Annotated in this window: 10 protein-coding genes and 7 pseudogenes; 8 read left to right on the top strand and 9 right to left on the bottom strand. The window is 58.5% G+C overall.

Annotated features, from left to right (window positions below; all coding sequences use genetic code 11):
- Positions 1–309: 309 nt before the first annotated feature.
- From NBY65_RS21780 to NBY65_RS21770, 3 genes and pseudogenes are all read right to left on the bottom strand, one after another.
- A pseudogene (locus tag NBY65_RS21780) lies at positions 310–1,332 on the bottom strand (IS256 family transposase); the annotation flags it as partial.
- A 300-nt stretch (positions 1,333–1,632) separates the two neighbouring features.
- A complete protein-coding gene (locus NBY65_RS21775; RefSeq protein ID WP_150045241.1) occupies positions 1,633–2,661 on the bottom strand; it encodes an IS110 family RNA-guided transposase in 1,029 nt (342 codons plus the stop codon).
- Between the two features lie 34 nt (positions 2,662–2,695).
- Positions 2,696–3,229 (bottom strand): annotated as a pseudogene (locus tag NBY65_RS21770) (DUF6444 domain-containing protein); the annotation flags it as partial.
- 125 nt (positions 3,230–3,354) lie between these two features.
- Between NBY65_RS21770 and NBY65_RS21765 the strand changes: the two are divergent.
- The 6 genes and pseudogenes from NBY65_RS21765 (at position 3,355) to NBY65_RS21740 (ending at position 8,301) form a co-directional block, all read left to right on the top strand.
- A complete protein-coding gene (locus NBY65_RS21765; protein WP_150045242.1) occupies positions 3,355–4,518 on the top strand; it encodes an IS110 family RNA-guided transposase in 1,164 nt (387 codons plus the stop codon).
- A gap of 378 nt (positions 4,519–4,896) precedes the next feature.
- Positions 4,897–5,463, top strand: a pseudogene (locus tag NBY65_RS21760) (transposase); the annotation flags it as partial.
- Between the two features lie 152 nt (positions 5,464–5,615).
- Positions 5,616–6,002, top strand: coding sequence for an IS66-like element accessory protein TnpA (gene tnpA, locus NBY65_RS21755; protein ID WP_162530862.1), 387 nt, complete (start codon positions 5,616–5,618; stop codon positions 6,000–6,002).
- On the top strand, positions 5,999–6,346 hold the full coding sequence (gene tnpB / locus NBY65_RS21750; protein ID WP_150045244.1) for an IS66 family insertion sequence element accessory protein TnpB: 348 nt from the start codon (positions 5,999–6,001) through the stop codon (positions 6,344–6,346). Before tnpA ends, tnpB begins: the two co-directional genes overlap by 4 nt.
- 69 nt (positions 6,347–6,415) lie before the next feature.
- Positions 6,416–8,050: an IS66 family transposase gene (gene tnpC, locus NBY65_RS21745; protein ID WP_150045250.1), complete on the top strand. Its 1,635-nt coding sequence runs from the start codon at positions 6,416–6,418 to the stop codon at positions 8,048–8,050.
- 2 nt (positions 8,051–8,052) lie between these two features.
- Complete coding sequence (locus tag NBY65_RS21740; RefSeq protein WP_239003181.1) at positions 8,053–8,301, top strand: hypothetical protein; 249 nt, start codon at positions 8,053–8,055, stop codon at positions 8,299–8,301.
- 587 nt (positions 8,302–8,888) lie between these two features.
- On the opposite strand, the gene NBY65_RS21735 is transcribed toward NBY65_RS21740, so the two are convergent.
- The 5 genes and pseudogenes from NBY65_RS21735 to NBY65_RS21715 all read right to left on the bottom strand — a co-directional run.
- Positions 8,889–9,338, bottom strand: coding sequence for a hypothetical protein (locus NBY65_RS21735; protein WP_150045245.1), 450 nt, complete (start codon positions 9,336–9,338; stop codon positions 8,889–8,891).
- Positions 9,339–9,438: 100 nt separating this feature from the next.
- Complete coding sequence (locus tag NBY65_RS21730; RefSeq protein WP_150045246.1) at positions 9,439–13,371, bottom strand: glycoside hydrolase family 99-like domain-containing protein; 3,933 nt, start codon at positions 13,369–13,371, stop codon at positions 9,439–9,441.
- A 52-nt stretch (positions 13,372–13,423) separates the two neighbouring features.
- Positions 13,424–13,981: a dTDP-4-dehydrorhamnose 3,5-epimerase gene (gene rfbC / locus NBY65_RS21725; protein ID WP_150045247.1), complete on the bottom strand. Its 558-nt coding sequence runs from the start codon at positions 13,979–13,981 to the stop codon at positions 13,424–13,426.
- 7 nt (positions 13,982–13,988) lie between these two features.
- A pseudogene (locus tag NBY65_RS21720) lies at positions 13,989–14,255 on the bottom strand (glucose-1-phosphate thymidylyltransferase); the annotation flags it as partial.
- Position 14,256: 1 nt separating this feature from the next.
- Positions 14,257–14,683: pseudogene (locus NBY65_RS21715) on the bottom strand (GDP-mannose 4,6-dehydratase); the annotation flags it as partial.
- Positions 14,684–15,296: 613 nt separating this feature from the next.
- Between NBY65_RS21715 and NBY65_RS21710 the strand changes: the two are divergent.
- Positions 15,297–15,758 (top strand): annotated as a pseudogene (locus NBY65_RS21710) (DUF6444 domain-containing protein); the annotation flags it as partial.
- A gap of 65 nt (positions 15,759–15,823) precedes the next feature.
- Positions 15,824–17,361 (top strand): annotated as a pseudogene (locus NBY65_RS21705) (IS3 family transposase); the annotation flags it as partial.
- 404 nt (positions 17,362–17,765) lie between these two features.
- Here NBY65_RS21705 and NBY65_RS21700 read toward each other — a convergent pair.
- Positions 17,766–18,740 (bottom strand): glycosyltransferase family 2 protein, encoded by a 975-nt coding sequence (locus NBY65_RS21700; RefSeq protein WP_150042239.1) that lies wholly within the window; start codon positions 18,738–18,740, stop codon positions 17,766–17,768.
- Position 18,741 lies beyond the last annotated feature (1 nt).

Here is an 18,741-nt window from a genome sequence, read left to right as displayed (position 1 = left end):
GGTCACCCGTGCGAGGCCAGAATAGCACGTCGACAAGGTTCAGTGCTCGACCTGCCGGATAGCGTTGGACGAGGACGCGACCGACGGCATGCTTCAGTATCTCTCGGCAGGACGCGCCGTCGTCAAGCCCGGCGCCTGCGGCGCCCCGCTGCGCGGCTGCGGGGCTTGACCCCGGCGCGCCCGCCGAGAGCGTGGCCGTGATGCCGTCGACGCACTACTCTGCTTTCGCGTGCAGCAACAACTCGTAGCCCGGCCCGGTCTCCCCGGCCAAATTCCGGCCGTCCCGGCAAAATCGCAAAGGAGAGGGTTGTCGATCTCATCCGTCGTGTAGAGAATGCGCCGCACCTCGACCGGGAAAGCGTAGAAGGGGATCACTTCACTCCAGGCGCGGCGCCAACTCTGGCCAATGGCCGGGTATTTCTCGCCCCATGACCCTTCTTCAAAAGCCGTCAATGCCGCTTCCGCTGCGGTGGCGTCCACCGCTCGGTAGATTTCCTTGAGGGCACCGGCAACCGCCTTACGATCTTTGTAGGAGACAAAATTCAGGCTCTGGCGCAGCAGATGCACAATACAGGTCTGAACGGTGGCCTGGGGAAAGACCGCGAGGATGGCTTCGGGAAAGCCCTTCAATCCATCAACCACGGCAACCAGGATGTCTTCCACACCGCGATTGCGCAGCTCGTTCATCACCCGCAGCCAGAACTTCGCTCCCTCGTTCTGTTCGAGCCATAGACCAAGGACTTCCTTGGTGCCGTCGGCTCGCACGCCAAGTGCCACATGGACCGCCTTGTTGCGGACCATGCCTTCGTCCCGGATCTTCACCCGCAGGGCATCGAAGAAGACAAGCGGGTAGACCGGCTCCAGCGGCCGCGCCTGCCAGGTGGTGATCTCGTCCAAAACGGCATCAGTCACCGCACTGATCAGATCCGGTGAAACATCGATGCCATAAAGCTCACGAAGATGACCGACAATCTCCCGCGTGCTCATGCCACGCACATACATGGAGATGATCTTGTCGTCAAAGCCAGGAAACCGTCTCTGATACTTCGCAATCAGTTGGGGATCGAAGGTCGACTGCCGGTCCCGCGGGATCTCCAGGGTCAACTTCCCCGTGTCGGTGATCACCGTCTTCCGCCCATAGCCATTGCGGCTGTTCCCGGTCTCGTCGCCAGCCAGATGGTGATCCATCTCCGCGTTCAGCACCCGCTCCGCCAGCGCCTTTTTCAGCTCGTCAAGCAGGCCGTTCGGATCGAACGCCGTCTTCGGGTCAGCTCCCGCCAGCAGTTGGTCGAGCACCGCGTCCGGGATACGCGGCTCCTTGCGTCGGGCCATGAGGGATTCTCCTTCCTTCCCATCATGTCATCCCGAACACGAACGTATGGCCCGCCCCGTCGGCAAGCAGTTTCTTCGCGATGAACCGACCAGTCTGCGTCAACGTATCCGGCCTATGGGCATGGCCCTGGCCAAGATGGAGATCCGCGCGTCCCGGTCCTCATAAATTTCGCGGCGTCGAGCGCCATTCGTGTGCTCAGGTTTCCGGAACGCCGGTCGACTGTCAGGCCATCTCGCTTCCACCACCCGCAGACATCGGCGACCAGTCAGCGCCTCATGGCACGCTGCCAGCCGGTTCGATTACGCCGCGGCTATTGCCGCCGCCTTGAACTCCTTTCCATGCCGCAGGACCGCCCAGGCGATCCGTGCAAGCTTGTTGGCCAGGGCAACAACCGCGGCATTGTGGTGCACGCGCTCCATCAAAGCACGCAACCACTGGCCGAGCGGCGTGGCACTCTTGGCCAGCGGGGTCATGGCGGACCGGGCGCCGTGGATCAGCAGCTTGCGCAGGTACTTATTGCCACGCTTGGTAATACCTACCAGACGCGGTTTGCCACCCGTCGTCACTTGCCGGGGCACCAGCCCCAGCCAGGCAGCGAGATCACGGCCGCGCTCGAATGTGCGGCCATCACCGATGGCGGCCACCAGCGCTGTCGCGTTCAGTACACCGATGCCCGGAATGGTCGCCAGCCGCCGTGCGGCTTCGTCCTGGCGAGCATGATCAGCAAATTCGTCGTCCAGAGCATCAATGCGGCGGTCCAACTCGTGCCATTGCTCGCGCATGTCGTCGATCAAGGTCAGTATCCGGGAGCTCAGCGTTGATTTCGTCTGCTCCTCAGCCGCGTCGAGATACTTCGCGAGCTTGTAACGACCTTGTGGAACGGTAATACCGCGCTCGAGCAGAATGGCACGTAGCTGATTGATCAGAGCCGTCCGCTCCCCGACAAGACGCTCACGCGCACGATGCAGCGTCTGCATGTCGAGTTGCTCTTCACTCTTCAGTTCGACGAAGCGCATGGTCGGCCGTGTCGCGGCTTCGGCAATCGCTTCCGCATCGCGATCGTCGTTCTTCTGCGCCTTGACATAGGGCCGGACGTACTCCGGCGACATCAGCCGCACCGTGTGGCCCTGGGCCATGAGCAGCCGGCCAACGTGATGGGCACCACAGCAGGCTTCCATTGCAATAACACAGGGAGTCAGAGCAGAGGTAAACTTTGCAATGTTCTCGCGCCGCATCCGACGCCGCTTGACCACCGCCCCGCGCTCGTCCAGCCCAGCGAGGCTGCAGCTGTTCTTACCCAGGTCAATGCCGAGAACAGCGATGGACATAGCCAGTCCTCCTTCCCTCCGGTAGCCCCCGCCAGTCTACACCAGCAGGAGAAGAGGGGCGGGCCATTCCATAAATTTCCGACAGTCTCGGCCCGAACGGCGTTCCCGGTGGCATGGCCGCCGGCGTCGGGGCGCGATAGCGCCGGCCGCAACCGTGACACCGCCCGCCGAACACCTCGACCCGCGTCACCTCCGGGCGGACGACAGGAAGGTCGACGTGGTCGTAGCGCTCGCGGCACTGCTGCGCCGTCTCGGCCACGGCCGCCCCGCAATGCGGGCAGGCCTCGACCAGGCAGCGTTCCGTCTTATCGGGGGTGTCCGCCAGGGGCCGCGTCGCCCCCGGTCGCGAGGGGCGGGGTTTGCGCGACCGCTTCCGCTCTCGGTTCTTGCGCCCCGGGCCATCCTGGGATGGCGGAATGCTGGAATTCGACGACGTCTTCCGCGGTTTGCCAACCAGCGCTTCCAACTCGGCGATCCGTGCCGCCATGCGCTCAATCAGCGCCGCCTGCTCCAGCAGCAGTGCGTCCTTTTCAGCCTCGGTCAGCCGGATGCGAGGAGGGAGCGGCATTCAGATTTTGATTCACATCTCAGCGCCCAGCGCAATCCCCTCCCGCCAACCCCGTGAGAAACTATGGGGCAGGCGGTGAGGAGATGACACCATCGCCACCGTGATCAATGCCGATGGAGTGCCAGATGTCCCAGCCGAACGATCTGAGCCGATCCCTCGCCCCCTTCGAGCAGGACAGCACGCTGGTGGCCGTCATCGAACTCAGTCAGTCGAGTTGGCTGATCGCCGCGTCCGTTCCTGGCGTCGAGCGCCAACCGCTGAAGAAGATCGTCCCGGACGAGGCGGCCCTGCTACGCTTGCTGCACCGGTGGCGCGACGAGGCGATCCGGAGCGGCTCTACCATCACCCGCATCGCCGTCGCATTCGAGGCGGGGCGTGATGGAGTGTGGTTGGCACGCTGGTTGACCCAGCGGGGAATCGAGATCCATGTGATCCACTCGACCAGCGTTGCTATCTCCCGAGAGCACAGACGGGCCAAGACGGATCGTCTCGATACGGCCATGTTGATGCGGGTGTTCATGGGCTGGCTACGCGGCGAACGCGGCCACTGCGGGATGGTTGCCGTGCCGACAATCGAGGAAGAGGACGCTAAACGGCCGAGTCGCGAGCGAGAAAACCTTGTCGGCGAGCGCACACGCATCGTCAATCGCATGAAGGCGGCACTGACCCGCCTGGGTATCCGCGGCTTCAAGCCAGAGCTGCGCAAAGCACCAGGTCTTCTGGAATCTCTTCGAACACCTGAAGGCTCGCCAATCCCACGGAACACGCTCGACGAGATGCGACGTGACCTCGCTCGGTTAGCCATGCTGCGTGACCAGATCAAGGACATCGAGCAGACCCGCTTGGCACGCCTGGAGCAGGCGCCATCAACCGGGCCGACCGGCATGATTCGCCTGCTCGCCAGCATCATCGGGGTTGGTATCGAGACAGCCGATATGCTGGTCCATGAAGTTCTCTCGCGCAACCTTCGTGACCGCAGGGCGGTCGCACGCTATGCCGGGCTCACCGGGGCTCCCGATGAGAGCGGCTCCAAGCGACGCGAGAAAGGGCTAGCCAAATCAGGCAATGCCCGCGTGCGTCGCGGACTGATTCAACTCGCCTGGCGGTTCCTCATGTTCCAGAAGGAAAGCGCGCTGGCTGTCTGGTTCCGAACCCGGACCGAGGGCGCCAGCGGCACGCGCAAGACGAAAATGATCGTCGCGCTTGCCCGCAAGCTACTCATCGCCCTCTGGCGCATGGTCACCGCTGGCGAAGTCCCGCACGGCGTCGTGCTGCGTCAGCCTGCTTGACCGATTCCCCACAGCACGGAGCGCAACCATAGAGGTTCCAACGCCCATCCAGATCGATAATGGGTCGTTGACCGCGATCCGAGGTGGCGGCAACCCGAGTGATTGCATGGCTTTTCATGCCGTCGTGAGAATGGGCCCGCCGCCTTGGAGCCTCGCCGCCGAAGCGAATGGCTGCTTCATGGTCCGGCCCCGGGTGGGGCCAACCGAATACAAGGTTGCGGCGCGATGCTCCGCGCTGCCAAGGCGGGCTCCCCTCGGTTCGATCGTATATGCCAAGCGCTCATCCCCCCACAGAACGGCAGTTGCACCGCACCCAGGATAACACACGCCATGAAGCCCCCTTGACAGAGGCAAGCCCCATACAAGCAATCACCCCGTCCCGGCGAGGTTTGGTGCTGGGACGTGACATTTCTGCCGGTCACGGTGCAGGGCCGCTGGTTCTATCTGTACCTGATTCTCGACCTCTACAGCCGCAAGATTGTTGGCTTCGAGGTGCATGACAGCGACACCTCCGAGCACGCCGCCCATCTGGTCCGACGCACGGCACTCGCGGAAGGAGTGCATGCGATGCCAGCCCGGCCGGTACTGCACGGCGACAACGGGGCCACGCTGAAGGCGACCACGGTGCTGGCCATGCTGCACTGGCTCGGCATCAGCCCTTCGTATTCGCGCCCGCGGGTGAGCGACGACAATGCCTTTGCCGAGGCGGTGTTCCGCACCGCCAAATATCGGCCCGCGTTTCCGGCCAGGGGATTTGCCGACCTGGAAGCGGCCCGGGCATGGGCAGCGTGGTTTGTGCAGTGGTACAACCATGAGCACCGGCACAGCGGCATCCGCTACGTCACCCCGGCGCAGCGCCATGCCGGTGAGGCTGGCGGCTTGCTCGCCGCCCGCCATGCCGTCTACCAGGCGGCACGCGAGCGCCATCCCCGGCGCTGGAGCCGGCACCAACTCGTCCCGCAGCGTCATGCTGACCCTCCTCATCCCCGCTTGTTCCACGTATCCCTCCGCGGACGGCCGCCTTGTGGCGCTGAATCCCGGCTCTGACCTTACCGACGCTCGTACGAACATCGGTAAGAACAGGAGCAGGTAGAGCTGTGGAGATCATCACGGGGGTTGAGCGGCGGCGGCGGTGGCGACTGGAGGAGAAGCTGCGGATCGTTGCTGAGGCTGAGGAGCCTGGCGCCAATCTGACCGAAGTGGCACGTCGGCACGATGTCAGTCGGGCCCTGTTATGGAACTGGCGGCGACAGGTGCGGAACGGCGAGTTGGCGCTGCCTACAACGGCACAGTTTCTGCCGGTGCAGATGGTGGCGGAAGCGCCCGCGATGCCAGCCGAACCGCTGGCATTGCCGCGTCGGCAGCCAGCGGTGGCGGGAGATGCCGTCATCGAGATCGGGTTGCCGGACGGCACCACGGTGAGGGTCGGACGGGATGTGGGTGCGGTGGCGCTGCGGCGCGTGCTGGGGGCGCTGCGCGGATGATCCCGGTTCCCTCGGGCGTGCGGATCTGGCTGGCGTCCGGCCCATCGGATATGCGACGCGGCATGAACGGCCTGGCGCTGCAGGTGCAGCAGGCGCTCGGACGCGATCCGCATGGCGGTGATCTTTACGTGTTTCGCGGCCGCCGCGGTGACCTGATCAAGATTCTCTGGCACGACGGACTTGGCATGTCGCTGTACGCGAAGCGGTTGGAACGCGGACGGTTTATATGGCCCTCTCCCGCCGACGGCGTGGTGCCTGTCACGGCTGCACAACTCGGCTATATGCTCGAAGGAATTGATTGGAGAAATCCGCAACGCACCTGGCGGCCGCAGGCCGCCGGGTAGATTAAAATAGTTCGGAGGACACCGAAGAAAGCCGTGACGCGGTCACGGCTTTCATGATTCTATCCGGTGATGGAAGCGGAACCTGCGGCACTGCCGGACGACATCGAGGCGCTCAAGGCAGCGCTTCTTGCCGCCCGCGCTGATGCCGCCGCCGCGCGTGCCGAGCGTTCCGACGCCCAGGCCTTGATTGTGAACCTCAGGCTGGAAATCGAGAAGCTCCGGCGTGCACTCTACGGCCAAAGTTCAGAGCGCGGCCGGCGCCTACTCGACCAGATGGAACTGCAGCTTGAAGAGCTGGAGACTGCGGCGACCGAGGACGAGCTGCGCGCCGAACGGGACGCTGCGAAGACCACGCAGGTCGGCCCGTTCACCCGCAAGCGTCCGGGGCGCAAGCCGTTCCCCGACCACCTGCCGCGCGAGCGGGTGATCGTGCCGGGACCGACGACGTGCGCGTGCTGCGGCGGCACGCGTCTGGCCAGGCTGGGCGAGGATGTGACCGAGACGCTGGAAGCCATTCCCCGGCGTTGGAAGGTGATCCAGCACGTGCGCGAGAAGTTCACCTGCCGCGACTGCGAGCGCATCAGCCAGGCGCCGGCGCCGTTCCATGTGGTTCCGCGCGGCTGGGCGGGGCCCAGCCTGCTGGCGATGATCGCCTTCGAGAAGTTCGGCCAGCATCAGCCGCTCAACCGGCAGGCCGAACGCTACGCCCGGGAAGGCGTGCCGCTCAGCCTGTCCACCCTGACCGACCAGATCGGCGCGTGCTGCGTGGTACTCGACCCACTGTTCCAGCGCCTCGAGAAACACGTCTTTACAGCAGAACGGCTGCACGGCGACGACACCACGGTGCCGGTGCTGGCCCGCGGCAAGACCGATACCGGACGCTGTTGGGTCTACGTGCGCGACGATCGCCCATTTGGCCATACCTCGCCGCCGGCGGCGGTGTTCTACTACTCGCGGGACCGTGGCGGCGGTCATCCGCAAGGTCACCTGGCCAGCTACGCCGGCATTCTTCAGGCAGACGCGTTCAGCGGATATGGCAAGCTTTATGAAGCGGACCGCAAGCCAGGCCCGATCACGGAAGCGGCGTGCTGGGCGCACGCGCGGCGCAAGTTCTTCGTGCTTGCCGACATTGCCGAAAGCGCACGCCGCAAGGCGAAGGGCAAGACGCCGGCCTTCGTCTCGCCGTTGGCACTTGCCGCGGTGCGGCGCATCGATGCGCTCTTCGAGATCGAGCGTGCCGTCAACGGCAAGAGCGCGTCGGAGCGTCTTGCCGCACGGCAGGAACACAGCGCTCCGCTGGTTGCCGACCTGGAGAGCTGGATGCGCGCCGAACGCGCCAAGCTGTCGCGGCACAACGACGTTGCCAAGGCCATGGACTACATGCTCAGCCGCTGGCCTGCCTTTACGCAGTTTCTGAAAGATGGCCGTATCTGCCTGAGCAACAATGCTGCAGAGCGCGCGCTGCGTGGCATCGCCCTTGGACGAAAGTCGTGGCTGTTCGCAGGATCGGATCGCGGCGGCCAACGCGCGGCGAAGATGTACAGCCTCATCGTCACCTGCAAAATGAACGACGTTGATCCGCAGGCATGGTTGGCCGACGTGCTGGCACGGATTGCCGGGCATCCGGCTCACAAGCTTGATGAGTTGCTGCCGTGGAACTGGAAAGCAGGCGAGCCCGCATCGCACGTCGCAGAGGCGGCCTGATCGTGCCTGCCATCAGCGCCGTGTTCACGATCCGCCGCGTTGCTGCCATGCTCGGAGAAGACGAGGAATGGCTCCACGAGCTGTCTATCGGCATGTTCGCCGAAGACGGCTGCCTTCACGTCTATGATCTCGACGACGACGGCACGACGGCTTTCACCGAATACGGCATCGAGTGCCTCAGGCAGATCATCGCCGATGAACGAGAGGCCGGCCGCGCGCCGCCTCGCCGGGAGCAACCATCCGCAGAGTAGGCCGAGCAGCTGATCCGGCCGAACCAAGTCGAACCAGGCCGCGGTGCTCACCGAATGGATACTGTTCCACCCGGGGCTGGTCGGGAGCAAATCACATGAGGCAAGAGGTCAATCGTTCGGGAGCAGTTCAGGTGAGGCAATGCGCCCGACAAAGACCCAGCTTTCCGGTTCGATCGGCGCACCTGCTTTCCCGCCCCGACCTGGTAGCGCCCTGGCCACGGCGCGCAGCGAAGGGGACGGGAGGAGAGAAGCCGCCCGCAGCCACGCGCAGCGCAGCGAGCATGGCGAGCACCGGACCTTCCCCGCAGCGAGCACCGTGGCAGGCTCCGCCCTGGTCGGAGGGGCACAGCATCCAGCCCACCCACCCTCAGCACAGCCCGGATAGGGGGATATTCGTTACGAGATACAAGCGGCAACCACGTTGACACGCACCGCGTCATCTCGCACGCGAAATTCCGGATAGTCCCGGTTACGCGGTTGGCACAACGACGTATCGAGCCCGCCTACGTCATTGCATGGTCGCTCTGGCGGCATGGTGGGCCCGCCGCCAGGCGCTCACATCTGAAACGGAAAAAGCAACTGTAGTGTTAGGCATTCATACTGCGCAACGCAGCTTTCCATTTCGCGGCGGCAGAATCATAGGCTGCACTTGGGCTTCTGCCTTCCTTGACGCCGACAACTCTAAAATGCTCTGCTCCAGAAGAAATCTGGCGTTTCCGGACAGCTTCAGCCACGTCGGGATATACCTTTAAGTACCAGGCCTCATCAACATCGGGCAATGCCCCCATGCGTCCTTCAAAATAGCCATAGCCGGCGTAATGAAGCTTGGCGCTTTCGATATCTCCCATTTTAATCGCATCATTTACATCCGGATTTTCTTTCAAATAATCGCGCTCATTAAAGTCACTTGTTGCGATAGCAAGTTGAACTAAAAATTTAAAGAGACCTGTTGGAATTGAGATCTGCTTCTCGCTCTCCCAATTTGCCGCCGTTTTTCCAGATGCCTCAAGTAGCACACCAAGTGGGGGAACAAACATCACATTTCCTTCTATACTCAGAACGCGATAGTGGATTTTTCTCTCGGAACTTCAAGGACGTAACCCATACTAATATCCTTCTTTTTACGATTTTTATATATTATTTATGCCCGCGATTCATGCGCTTCTTTTTTGGCACAGATTGTCTAACGTGAATATTTTTAGCATGACTTTTAACTAGTTTTATATCAAGCTGATTAGCGATTTCATTCAAATACGAAGATTGCTCATTTCTTTTTTTGTCATCCGCACCAATAATGCCGCAAACGACAGCATGGCAATCTGCTATTTCTTTCAGATGCTGCTCTGCATCCAATTTATGGGTAACACTTTCCGCATGACGCCGGTGAATATTTAAAGGTTCCGCTTCATAAGCGACACGAGCTCCAGGTCGAGCTAAGACTTCCAAATAAAGACGCCAGTCTCCCGCAACACGGTAATTTCGAAGCTCTTCATTACATGCTTCAAGAGCTTGCAATAACGCTTCGCGGCGCCACACAACTGCGCTGACGTTCAGAATCAGGTTCTTAACAGAAATTACGTCACGGATAAAATCCGGAGCATCAAAGATCATGGTTTTAGAGAGCGTACCAGGGGCAACTGTGGAGTAATAATCTTTATAGCTTTTCCATTGCGGTGCGCCGTCGCTGAGCACCGTGCTTGAATCCGTGAAAGCAAATTGAATCATTGGATCAGCCTTAAGCATCACCAATGTTTTTGCAAGAAATTCCGGATGAGATAAATCATCGGCTTCTGCGATCCAGATATATTCGCCTGTTGTCAGTTCTGCAGCTTTTCTCCAGGCAGCAAAAACGGATCCGGAGTTTTTTTCGTTCTTTACGAAGTCGATTTCACGTCCCCAATCGGCAGCTACACGCGGAATTACAACGGCGCTATCATCCTTCGAGCAATCGTCTATCACGACGATTTCATGGATAGGATGTGTTTGCTGGAAAATTGTTCCTAATCGCCCCTCCATATAGCGCGCATAGTTATAATTTGGTACTGCCACCGAAATCTGCGGGAGGTTTGGCAATGCAAGCTCGACAAGCTTCTTTACGTATGGTTTAAACTGAAATCGCTCAGTGACTAATGCCTGTCTTTCTTTTCGCAGTTCATCTGGCAGTGGGGTGCCAATAATTTTCTCAATTGCATTAGCCATGCCGAGCACGTCCCCATAGGGAACCACCATCCCCTGCCCGGTGCTCTGTAGCATATCTGGTATTCCACCGGTCGCGTCAAATGCGACAACCGGCAACCCTACGCTTAGAGCTTCGAGAGCCACCGTTGGAAATGGATCTTCGCGGGAGGTTAAAGCAAAAACGCTCGCAGCGGACAGAATTGCATCCACATCCTGCCTGAACCCTAACAGGTGGAATGTCCCTGTCGTCGCGGCCAGATCAATTTCAGCTGCTAGCCACCCCTGTAAGTCCGGATCCATTGCACCTACCCAGATAAGGTGGATGCGTCTCTGCGGTGCCTTTCCATGAAGGAGGCGCCAGAGTTGGAGAAAAAGATCAAAACCTTTACGCATATCTGCATAGCCGATACCGACTATAACAGCATCATCGTTTCCAATAGACAGTTCGGCCCGGACTTTTGCTGCACTTTCTGGGTTCCAACTTATGTCTTTATATACTCCTTGAGGCAAAATAGATACACGCTCACTCGCTTCGCGCCCAAGCAAGCGTAACAATTCATCACGCACAAACGGAGCAGGAAACACAACCTGATCTGCATCAACCACTGCCGATTCGGCACCAGCAATTAGGTTTTTTTCTTTAATAATGCGGGGCAGCTCGTGGACCAGAGCAGTTGTTCGCATACCAACGCTCCGCACATCCATTAATATGTGCGCGGCAGCCGTCGTATTGATGATTGCAGATGCAAATCCCCTGTCAAAATATGATCCAAGCTTCGCTCTGATGCCGCTACGGCTATTACAAATTTCGGTCGGCCCTATAGATTTATATTGGCTCTCCAATTTACCGCCATCCAGCAAAAGAAATTCAACGGCGAAACCAAAGCATTTTTTTAGTGTTCTGCCAATGCTAAGAAGAAGCATTTGCGCACCACTCGGAAACGCATCATGCCCAATTAGTAGAAGTCGGGGAGCCGATGTTTCTTTGAGAAAACCGGTGATCGCACGAGATGTTGCATTAAGGTACGCAGCACCAAAATAGAGGTCTGGTTCCAGATAAGCGCCTTCGCACCATTCATTCCAAGCATTTATACAAACTATCGGCTCACCATGAAACGGCTGATCTCGTGCCATATCTATTAATTTTGTTAGCCAATTTTCATACTTATCAGGCGTAGAGCCTGTAATTGCCAACCCATTTCCCTGACGGCGCGCGTCATTATCCCAGCTAGGAACTGCAGTTTTAATTAGCGGATAATTAGCTGGCCCTTCGTTTATAGAGACCTTAATGACATCTTCATAATTGTAAACTTTTCCTTTAAATTCTTGGTCAAGAAGATCAAGTCCAATATTAATAGGAGGAAGATTAGCCGTCAATTTATGAGGTGGAAATTCAATCGCGCCATCTAACCCATAAGGGCCAGGATCAGAATCATCAAAGCTTTGCGCCATGATAATCAAAGGCTGCTCACCATGAACATTCTTGAATATTTGTCTCCACTTTTGAATTGTTTCTTTTGTATTTGGAATAAGCTTAGGCCGATAGATCATCAGCAGAGGTCTACCATCAATACGGATGTATCGGTGGTCCGCAAAATGGCGTGCAAACTCTGCCGTCATCCGCGCGTCATCGTCAGGGCGATAATCCTGCGAAATTAGTACTTCACTCTCCGCGCCATCCCAGCGACGAGTCCAATTTTCATTGGCCCACATCAGACAAAATGGCATATCCAATGATTTATTATTCAAAAATATTTCAATCGGCTGCTCCATAATTCTCTTACCGTTAAACCAATAATAATAAAATACAAACCCGTGCAGACCAGCTTTTTTCGCCATGTTGATTTGGCGCTCGATTACATCTTTATTTAGCAAATTGTAAAACCCAAGATCTCGCGGCACACGCGGCTGATAGTGACCAACAAACCGTGGAACACCACGCGAGATATTGGTCCACTCAGTAAACCCGGATCCCCACCAAGCGTCATTCTCTGCGAATGCGTGGAATTGTGGCAAATAATATGCAAGAATTTTGGCTTTCGCTACCACAATCTTTTCAGGCCGAAATTCTTCAAAAAATGGCCCGTGTTTTGCAAATTTTTTGATTTCGCGAAATATTGTGGTTTCATGATCTGGCATACAACCATAAATACCAGGATCATTTTTGTGCTCAAGATAATGCAGGAATGGGTTTGTGTCTAAATTCCCACCGCAATAGCGCTGGGCATAATAACGGACATCAAAATACTCTGATGGATTCCGATGTTCCCGATAGCCATATAAAATAAAATGCTCAAATGGATCAACAGATGCACTCTGGACATCTTTATTGTTTTCAATGTAATACTTCACATCAAATTCTTTTATTGGACTATACATGCAAGAAGTTCGGTTACTTAAATAATGACGCAAAGCAATTTCGTTTTTGTCGATGTTGTAGTTTTCTCGATACCATTTCGTATCGAATAGCGGCCCTGGCGACCGTCCTTCCTTATCACCATAGGCTGCATAGTGAAACAATGGCTGTGTAGCAGAATCATGGACGTCTTGGTAGGCAGCCAAGTACCAAAGTGGATCAAAATACGGATTCGGCTTTCTACCTTCAGTAAATCCGTAATCATAAAAGTGCTCGATAGGCTCAACCCCAGCCTGGGCAATATCATTGTACGTGTTTAGATAATATTCTCTATCAAATAAGCCAGATTGTGAAATTAGTTTTATTTCTTTAAGGCGAATAGCGGCTTGCATACTTTGACTATCAAGTCGCTCTTTTACTTTTTCCTGAACCTGAATAGGTACACTCCCTTCCACATTCTTGGGCGCATCCACATTGCCATCAGAGACAAACTTTTCGACTTTTGCACGTGTAAGAAACGCTAGAATATCATCCATGGAAGGGGGTCTTTCGATTTTTTCAACCGCGGATCTTTTCCGTCCGCGCCGGTCAGGCCCGGAACCAGACGTCACATTCGGCGAGGCGAGGCAGTTGGGTGTCCTTCTCGGAGAGCTGGACCTCCTCTGGGGCGACCGGCCAGGGAATGGCGAGGTCCGGGTCGTTCCAGATCACGCCGCGCTCGGCCGACCGGTCATAGTCGCCGGTCACCTTGTAGATGACCTCGACATCCGGCGTGAGCGTGCAGAACCCGTGCAGGAAGCCCCCGGGGATCCAGAGCTGCGACCAGTTCTCCGCGCTGAGTTCCGCCGCCACGTGCTGCCCGTAGGTGGGCGAGCCGTGGCGGATGTCGACGGCGACGTCCCAGATCGCGCCCTTGACCACCCGCACCAGCTTGCCCTGCACGTTCGGCGCGACCTGGCAATGCAGGCCGCGCAGCACGCCGCGCCGGGCGGAGAGGCTGTGGTTGTCCTGCACGAAGGGTTGGTCGATGCCGGCCTCGGCGCAGCGCCGGGCATTGAAGGTCTCGGAGAAGAATCCCCGCGCATCGCCGTAGCGCGGCGGCGTAAGCAGCAGCACGTCGGGGATGGCGAGCCGTTCGACTTTCATGGCTGTCTCAGGCCTCCAGACCGGCATCGGCGAGTTCGGTCAGCACCCGGCCGAGCTCGGTCTTGCCGAGGGCGCGGGCGTGCTGGCGCAGCCGGTCGGCGTCGATCCAGCCCATGCGATAGGCCACTTCCTCCGGGCAGCCGACCAGCATGCCCTGGCGGGACTGGACGGTCTGCACGAAGGTGGCGGCCTGCAGCAGCGAATCCGGCGTGCCGGCATCGAGCCAGGCGCAGCCGCGCCCCAGCTTCTCGGCCTGCAGGCTGCTTTCTTCCAGTCGGTGACAGCGCCCCGAACACCTCGTCGGTCGACGATGTGATGAAATAGGAACGAATCCCGGCGGGCAACAGGCAGCGACGACCAATACGCACGGGCGACGTCGAGCAGCGTGTATGTGCCGACCACGTTCGTCTGGACGAAGGGACCCAGCCCGTCGATCGAACGGTCCACATGCGTCTCGGCGGTGAGATGCATGACCGCGTCGGGGGCGTGGGTCGCGAACACCTCTCGCATGGCGGCATGGTCGGCGATGTCGGCCTGAACCAGCGTGTGACAATCATGCCGCGATGCGTCTTCCAAGGCATCCTCGGAAGCAGCGTATGTCAGCTTGTCAACATTGACCACGCTGTGCCCGGTCGACCGGATCAATTGCCGTATAATGGCCGACCCGATGAATCCACATCCACCAGTGAGTAAGATCCGCATCCAAAACCTTTCGTTATAGATATTAACTGATAGCAGCCACGCCCAACAAATGCAAAATTATTTTTTTGATACAGTAATATTTTTTATCACAATAATATTTTTTTGGTACGATAATATTTTTTGATACGATAATATTTTGTGGCTGACCATCCGACCAATTGGGTAGGTGAAGGCCGAGTGGGGAAGGCAATCTGGTAGATTGCCCCTTCGCTCAACTCATGCAATTTAGAAAAAATGGATCCGTAACATCTTCTTAATCGACCCATGCCATATAATATTGCCGCATTTGGTACAATTCTACATTTTTTAATGTAAATAGAAAACTTCTCTCAATGCCCCGCGTACCAATTGACGCAGTTCTTATTAAGAGACATTTCCGTTAATCAACTATAAATTTGCCAGAAACTGTAATTATATCATCGAATTTTAGAGTCTTCACTTTCTGAAATAAGGGTGAGCTTGAGCGAATTCAGTCGCCTTGTTCGTCAAATCTATCAACATTACGGATCATCAATTACGGTGCAACTTGCACCGACAATGCCATTTTGTCGTGATTGCTCACGGGGTTGGCGGGAGGGGTGCGCTGGACGCTGAAATGTGAATCAAAATCCGGATGCCGCTCCCTCCTCACATCCGGCTGACCGAGGCTGAAAAGGACGCGCTGCTGTTGGAGCAGGCGGCGCTGATTGAGCGCATGGCGGCACGGATCGCCGAGTTGGAAGCGCTGGTCGGCAAACCGCGGAAGACGTCGTCGAATTCCAGCCTTCCGCCGTCCCAGGATGGCCCGGGGCGCAAGAACCGGGAGCGGAAGCGGTCGCGCAAACCCCGCCCCTCGCGACCGGGGGCGGCGCGGCCGCTGGCGGACACGCCCGATCAGACGGAATGCTGCCTGGTCGAGGCCTGCCCGCATTGCGGGGCGGCCGTGGCCGAGACGGCGCAGCAGTGCCGCGAGCGCTACGACCATGTTGACCTTTCCGTCGTCCGCCCGGAGGTGACGCGGGTCGAGGTGTTCGGCGGGCGGTGTCACGGCTGCGGCCGGCGCTATCGCGCCCCGACGCCGGCGGCCATGCCCCCTGCCCCCTGTGTCACTGAAGTTGCCGCGTGGATAGGATGAGGCGATGGGGGTGCGGGACGACGCAATTGGCTCGATACGGAGAGGCATACAAGCGGCGAGTGGTGGCCCGGTTGCTGCCACCGGAGAGCGCGGCGGTAGAGGTGGTGTCGCGCGAGGTGGGCGTGAGCGTGGCGACGCTGGAGCGCTGGCGGGCGGCTGCGTTGGTTGAGCCCGGCGCGGCGGCGGGTGGGGAGGAACGATGGACGCCGGCGGCACGGCTGGAAGCGGTGATCACCACGGCGTCGATGGACGAGGCGAGCCGCAGTGCCTGGTGCCGGGAGCACGGGCTCTACGTCGCGGACCTGGAGCGCTGGAAGCGTGACGCCATGGCCGGGCTGGGCGAGCCCCGAGGCGCCAGTGCTGCCGACACCAAGCAGGACCGGCGACGGATCAAGGAGCTGGAGCGCGAGTTGCAGCGCAAGGACAAGGCGCTGGCGGAGACCACGGCCTTGCTGGTGATGCGGGGAAAACTGGCGGCGGTCTTCCGCGACGGCGAGGACGCATGACCTCGCCGGAAGACCGCCGGACCCTGCTGGAGGAGGTTGCCCGGGCGCATGCGGCCGGGGCGCGTCTGAGCGCGGCTTGTGCCGAGGCGGGCATTGATCCGCGGACGCGACAGCGCTGGCGTGCCGGCACCGACGCCGCCGCTGGCGCGGTGCACGCCGATCGTCGGCCGCAGGCCGAGCGTCCGCGGCCGGCGCAGGCGCTGAGCGCCGAGGAGCGAGCGCGGATTGTGGCGGTGGCCAACGAGCCGCGGTTTGCCGATGCGCCGCCGGCGTGCATCGTCCCGGCCTTGGCCGACGAGGGTGTCTACATCGCCAGCGAATCCAGCTTCCATCGGGTGCTGCGCGCCCACGGCCAGATGAAGCGCCGCGGCCGGGCCAGCCTGCCGAGGGCCTCGCGCCTGCTGACCACGCATGTCGCCACCCGTCCCGGCGAGGTTTGGTGCTGGGGCGTGACATTTCTGCTGGCCACGGTGCAGGGCCGCTGGTTCTATCTGTACCTGATTCTCGACCTCTACAGACGCAAGATTGTTGGCTTCGAGGTGCGTGACAGCGACACCGCCGAGCACGCCGCCCATCTGGTCCGATGCACGGCACTCGCGGAAGGAGTGCATGCGATGCCAGCCCGGCCGGTGCTGCACGGCGACAACGGGGCCACGTTGAAGGCGACCACGGTGCTGGCCATGCTGCACTGGCTCGGCATCAGCCCTTCGTATTCGTGCCCGCGGGTGAGCGACGACAATGCCTTTGCCGAGGCGGTGTTCCGCACCGCCAAATATCGGCCCGCGTTTCCGGCCAGGGGATTTGCCGACCTGGAAGCGGCCCGGGCATGGGCAGCGTGGTTTGTGCAGTGGTACAACCATGAGCACCGGCACAGCGGCATCCGCTACGTCACCCCGGCGCAGCGCCATGCCGGTGAGGATGGCGGCTTGCTCGCCGCCCGCCATGCCGTCTACCAGGCGGCACGTGAGCGCCATCCCCGGCGCTGGAGCCGGCACACCCGCAATTGGACCCCAATCGGTGCGGTCACGCTCAACCCGGAGCGCGACATCGTCATTCAGCCTGGCCCGACAAAGACCCAGCTTTCCGGTTCGATCGGCGCACCTGCTTTCCCGCCCCGACCTGGCAGCGCCCTGGCCACGGCGCGCAGCGAAGGGGACGGGAGGAGAGAAGCCGCCCGCAGCCACGCGCAGCGCAGCGAGCATGGCGAGGACGGCGAGCACCGGACCTTCCCCGCAGCGAGCACCGTGGCAGGCTCCGCCCTGGTCGGAGGGGCACAGCATCCAGCCCACCCACCCTCAGCACAGCCCGGATAGGGGGATATTCGTTACGAGATACAAGCGGCAACCACGTTGACACGCACCGGCCTCGACTTTCGGATTTTTGCCAGAATGTTTCATGGCTTCGGCTTCAGATTAGACGCTGAATGAGTCAAACGAAAGCAACACACGAGGACACGCAATATCTAAAGAACTTTGACCCATGCGGCGGCCCATTGCTCCGCAAGGGCTCGTGCCTCGGGGCTTGCATCCAACAAAAGGCCATGATGCCGGGCCAGCTTCTCAAGATACCCCATCATCATTCGAACGGCTCGCGCCTCCTCATCGACCGAAGGGGTATAACGAAGCGCTGTACCACGATAGATAATGGGATCTTCAATCAAGCCACCTAATGAGTTATAAATTGCAAAATCCCGAAACTCTATCAAATCACGCGGCCGATCACGAAATATTCTGAATGGTTCTTTATAATGAATGCTTGTGCCTCGCTCGATGCATTTTGGACCTGCTGCGAGTGCCTTTGCCCATCCCCGGGTAAATTTTGCTATGGTTTGTGGCAGCGAACGCTCTGCAAAATGCGCATATGTCAATGACAATTCGTCGTGCCATGGGCAAGCTCTGCCACCATCAATTTCCACGCCATGGTTACCATCTAAGACTTTAACAGATCTATCTAATAAATTTCCACGCACAATTACTTTAAAAACTTCCCCAGGATCACGTCGAAACCGCACTCTGGATGTAATAAGTGGCTCAGAACCATTATCTCTAGTTGTTGCTACATATGATGTAAGCCGAACACGCACACAGGAAATCATTGATGGTATCCTCTGTAATACACCACAAAATCCAACATCAATTTTCCGATCATCTATAAATTCATCCGCATCTAAAAATATAACCCAATCAGCCTTATGGTCATTTATTGCTAATTTATACAGATTTGTGTTGTAATCCTTCTCATTACAAAACGGAGATGAATTAGAAAATACAGTAATTTTGAATCCCTCTTCTTTTAAAGCGTGCAGAATTTCGACTGTTCCATCGAAACTTTTGTTATCAATAAAGATGTGATGATCTACATATGCAGCAGTATGGCGGACAAATGCTTCGATGATATCAGCTTCGTCCAAAATACGGCTAACCGCTACAATACGCATG

The organism is Rhodovastum atsumiense (assembly GCF_937425535.1).
Classification (GTDB): domain Bacteria; phylum Pseudomonadota; class Alphaproteobacteria; order Acetobacterales; family Acetobacteraceae; genus Rhodovastum; species Rhodovastum atsumiense.
The sequence above is the reverse complement of the archived record's forward strand: the minus strand, read 5'-3'. Positions and strand labels throughout refer to the sequence as shown.